This window comes from Nonlabens dokdonensis (genome assembly GCF_002162835.1).
Classification (GTDB): Bacteria; Bacteroidota; Bacteroidia; order Flavobacteriales; family Flavobacteriaceae; genus Nonlabens; species Nonlabens dokdonensis_B.
Genome location: NZ_MAAX01000031.1, coordinates 1 through 4,110, shown reverse-complemented (window position 1 = coordinate 4,110; position 4,110 = coordinate 1). Strand labels below are relative to the sequence as shown.

General features: G+C 31.8%; 5 protein-coding genes. 1 reads left to right on the top strand and 4 read right to left on the bottom strand.

What is annotated here, in order from left to right:
* Window positions 1–771 (bottom strand): AarF/ABC1/UbiB kinase family protein (locus A9Q93_RS02060; RefSeq protein WP_303685722.1); only part of this gene is annotated, 771 nt, incomplete at its 3' end.
* Between the two features lie 191 nt (window positions 772–962).
* Window positions 963–1,658, bottom strand: a complete 696-nt coding sequence (locus tag A9Q93_RS02055; protein WP_303685721.1) for a TetR family transcriptional regulator C-terminal domain-containing protein — start codon at window positions 1,656–1,658, stop codon at window positions 963–965.
* A 429-nt stretch (window positions 1,659–2,087) separates the two neighbouring features.
* On the opposite strand from A9Q93_RS02055, the gene A9Q93_RS02050 reads away from it, so the two are divergent.
* A complete protein-coding gene (locus A9Q93_RS02050) occupies window positions 2,088–2,894 on the top strand; it encodes a hypothetical protein (RefSeq protein ID WP_303685720.1) in 807 nt (268 codons plus the stop codon).
* A gap of 43 nt (window positions 2,895–2,937) precedes the next feature.
* Here A9Q93_RS02050 and A9Q93_RS02045 read toward each other — a convergent pair whose 3' ends face one another.
* On the bottom strand, window positions 2,938–3,711 hold the full coding sequence (locus A9Q93_RS02045) for a methyltransferase domain-containing protein (RefSeq protein ID WP_303685719.1): 774 nt from the start codon (window positions 3,709–3,711) through the stop codon (window positions 2,938–2,940).
* Window positions 3,701–4,110 (bottom strand): hypothetical protein (locus tag A9Q93_RS02040; protein WP_303685718.1); only part of this gene is annotated, 410 nt, incomplete at its 5' end. The genes A9Q93_RS02045 and A9Q93_RS02040, both read right to left, overlap by 11 nt.

The following is a 4,110-nucleotide window of genomic DNA, read 5'->3' as shown; positions in this document are numbered from 1 at the left end:
TTTATTTCCAGTTTCTGCAGAGAAATCTGTTTTTGCAAACTCACTTAAATGCTGTCCTGTCATCCAGTCCATGGTAATGATGCGTTTGCTAGATAGTTCTGGATAATATTTAGGAAACCTCAAATTAGGAATATGAGAACAAGCCTCAGTAATCTCCATGCTCTGTTTTACTTCTAGTGTATAATCAGTCTCTTCAGTCAGCTTATCTTCTACCTCAGCAAAGTAACGTTTTGAATCATCACCTTTCAGGTTAAACATTTTTATGGCAATAGGCTTTACCATCGCAAGGTCACTTCCTATAGATTCTGCTACTCCAGGATATTGAATTTTTACGGCTAGTTCTTTACCATCTAGGCTAGCTTTGTGCACTTGTCCTATACTCGCAGCATTTACAGAATCTTTTGAAAAAGTGTCGTAAATATCTTCTGGATAAGCGCCTTGATATTTTTTAAATGTTTTTCTTACCAATGGTGCAGATAATGGCGGAACACTAAATTGGGCCAAACTAAATTTTTCTACATACGCGCCAGGCAATAAGCTTTTATCCATTGAAAGCATTTGCGCCACTTTGAGCGCACTTCCTTTCAAACTCTTCAAACCATCATAAATATCAGTTGCATTATCTTCATCTAATGAAGAGCGATCCATAGATGGATTTACTGCCTTTTTAGAGTAATATTTAAGGTAATTGGCACCTATTTTTGCACCAGTTTTCACTAGTTCTGTGGTACGGCCTATTTTACTTGTAGGTATTTTATCTAGTGTTTTCATATTCTTTAGCTTTGTGAAATCCACTTTAGCAAACTCAGTGTGACACCCTTAAACGACTTAAAATTAGATTCTCTAAAGTTTCTTTGTAACGATCTCGCTTTCGCGAAAGCGGATCGTTTTAATGTTTTAATCATCACAAAAACAACAGGTAGGTATTTTTGTTTATGATTTTACTTTTGATTTTATTTTTACTACGCCATGCGCTCTTTCCACAAGAATTTACCGAAATCAAATACGGCATCTAGTGGTGTATTATCAAATACATCAAAAATCGTATTCACAGACTTCTCAATTGCCATATCTGTTTTTTCAAATCCAGCGCTGTCATCTTCCATCCAGAATTTCATTAAGAACAACATTTGAACCCAAGCGCCTTCACTATAAATCGTTTCAGAGCGTTCTAGTAAAATATTAGACTTGTCTTCGTTGCGTTGCATGATCAAATCCTTGGCAAAATTCTTTACGTGTTTACGCAAGCCTTTTAATTGCTCCATTTTACTCATCATGTGCTGATTTTCTTTCAAGGTGTAAAGCACATAACTTCTATTAAGGGTCAATAATTCAAAAAAGGTGTAGAAAAAGGTGAGCATCTTCTCGCGATTTGAAAAATGTGGATAATCTTCATTTTTATGAGCGACATCCATAGTCATTGTAAAAAATGTATTCCAAATATCTTTGCGCAAACCATCAAAACTACCGAAGAAATTATAGAACTCCTGCTCTGACATATGGTTATCCTTAGCAAATTTGTAAACCGACTTTGGGGTTTTCTCATGCTCAAGAACGTAATCCATATAGGCCGTTAGAATATCATGCTTAGTGATTTCTTTCTTAGCTGCTTCCTTTTTTGTAGTCTTTTTTGCTGGTGTTTTTTTAGTAGTCGCCATAGCCTTAATAATTTAATGTAAAGATACGATTTGTTTAACTTATTGTGACATATGTTTAAACAAAAGTATGTTAAGGTTTAGTCGTTGTTTTTAAGGAAAACTTAATCATGACATTATAAATTCTATCTAGTCCATTTAATAATCTGAACACCATAAGCAATAAAAGGATAATGCTAGTAACAAAATAAGGGATAGTTTATATTTGTTTAACAACTTAATCATAAACTCTCGATGTTCTTCACATCTATTCTAAACAAAGCTCATTTTACTGATCAACTAAATATAATACTAGTTATAATAGCTGCTTTATTAGCCTATGTTTTTCCATTAGAGCTTTTCATTTTTAGTTATACTTTACTGGGGCCTTTACATTATGTAACTGAGATAAACTGGCTGCATAATAAAAGTTATTTTTTTACAAGTAATAAAATGGTATGGTTAAGTATAGGGCTATTTGCTTCTCTAATCTTGTTTGTACCTAAGTTATTTCTTTATTGTGAAAACAGTGATACTACACTTACCAAAACTATGGTATTCATTAATGACTGGTCTAATAGTGTGATATTTATAACTTTGATGCTGGCTGTCGCATGTCAATTTATATCTTCTAAAATTGCTTGGATAATTATTAGCTTATTTAGTTTTATAGGTGCTGTATTTTTAAAAAATGTAGAGCAATACAAATTGTTAATAGGTGTATTTGTACCTACCATCATCCACGTCTATTTATTTACTATCATTTTCATGCTCTATGGAGCTAAAAAATCAAAAAGTAATTATGGATACATTTCTGTTGCGCTAGTTTTATTAATTCCAATAATCATAATAAACCTAGAGCTTGCTAGAGGTTCATATCTATTCAGTGATTTTTCAAAAGAACTTTATTTAAATAACGATTTTCATGTATTACCTGTTATTCTTTCAAAATTTTTGGGTATGACTGATGGAACGGAGTTTTATTTCTATGAATCTATATGGCTCAAATTTATGATGTTTATATCATTTATCTATTGCTACCATTACCTCAACTGGTTTTCTAAAACAACAGTTATTAAATGGCACAAGATGCTTGATAAGAAAAAGATGATCGCAATCGTAGTTATATGGATTACCGTTATGTTTCTCTATTGGTATGACTTTGGATTAGGGTTATTAATCTCCTTATTTCTAGGATTTATACATGTGATTCTGGAATTTCCATTAAATATGTATAGTCTTAAGAAGCTCTTCTACTAGTCTGAATAATTAATTGAATCATAACAAAGGCAGAATTAGAGTCTTACTTTTTGGCGATTACAAAAAAATCTAATAAGCCAGCACTAGTCTCGATGTGGTCTATTTTATAATCCTCGATTTTTGAATTGTATTTTTCCTTTTTTGCTAAGAGAATACGATTATATCTATTTGCTAACTCGTAACTAAAATGTTGCATTGATCTAGGGAGTTTCAAAAATTGGTTAAATAAGAACGTCTGTCTAATTTTACCCCCCAATTTTAAGCTTTCCAAGTGGTATTTATAAGATGTTTGATTAGCAAAAACCCCTTTAAATTGTAACCTGTTAAAAACACCGCTTAATAGTTGCTCAAGGTCATTCTGATGATACTCTCTATAATGCCATGGATTTACCCCTGAAGACTCTGCTTTATTAGGAGTAGTTAGAAATAATGTTCCATCGTCTTCTAACAAATTATGCAAGAGGTTTATCAGTTTAAAGTCTTTTTCTATATGCTCTATAAATTGGAAACATATGATGGAGTCATACTTTTTTAAAGTGTTTAGACTTTGCTCTGGTAAGAAAGCCTTTACCTGCGTTATCTCATTTAAATTTTTGAAGGAATTATTTTTATTGAAAAGTTTTAGATTTTTATCTACTACCGTCAGACTTGTTGTTTGATTTATATAAAATTTGATTCCATCACCTGAGCCTACTCCTACTTCTAGAGTACGACCTAATTGATAATCTTGTAAAGCTACATACGCTGCAAGGCATCTATTAAGTATAGGTTGATCAGTTTTATGCTGATGAGATGCAACTTCAGTACTAAATATCATTTGAAACAGAGTTCTTCCACTCGAGGTAATTTGTATTAACTTTTTGAATTTTACTAAGATTATTTTGAATATAAGTTGGGTTAATCTTGTTGTAATTTACTAACATTTGATCTAGTAAATTCACTTTTGATTCTGCCGCTTCAAGAGTGAGTTGTCTATTCATTGGGCTTTTGTTTTCGATCATCCATTCTACTAGCATAATATTTTGCTCAATACTATTTTCCATTAATTCAATGGCTCTTTTGTTTTCTTTTAATTCATATAATCTTGCTGCGATATTAAATGCATTACCATCTCTAGGCAAGTCAAATTTTTCATAAAAAAGAGCTACATTTTTAGAGAGTTGAGTAGCTAAATCAATTTGTTCATTTTTAATCAATTGAGTAATTAAATTATTTG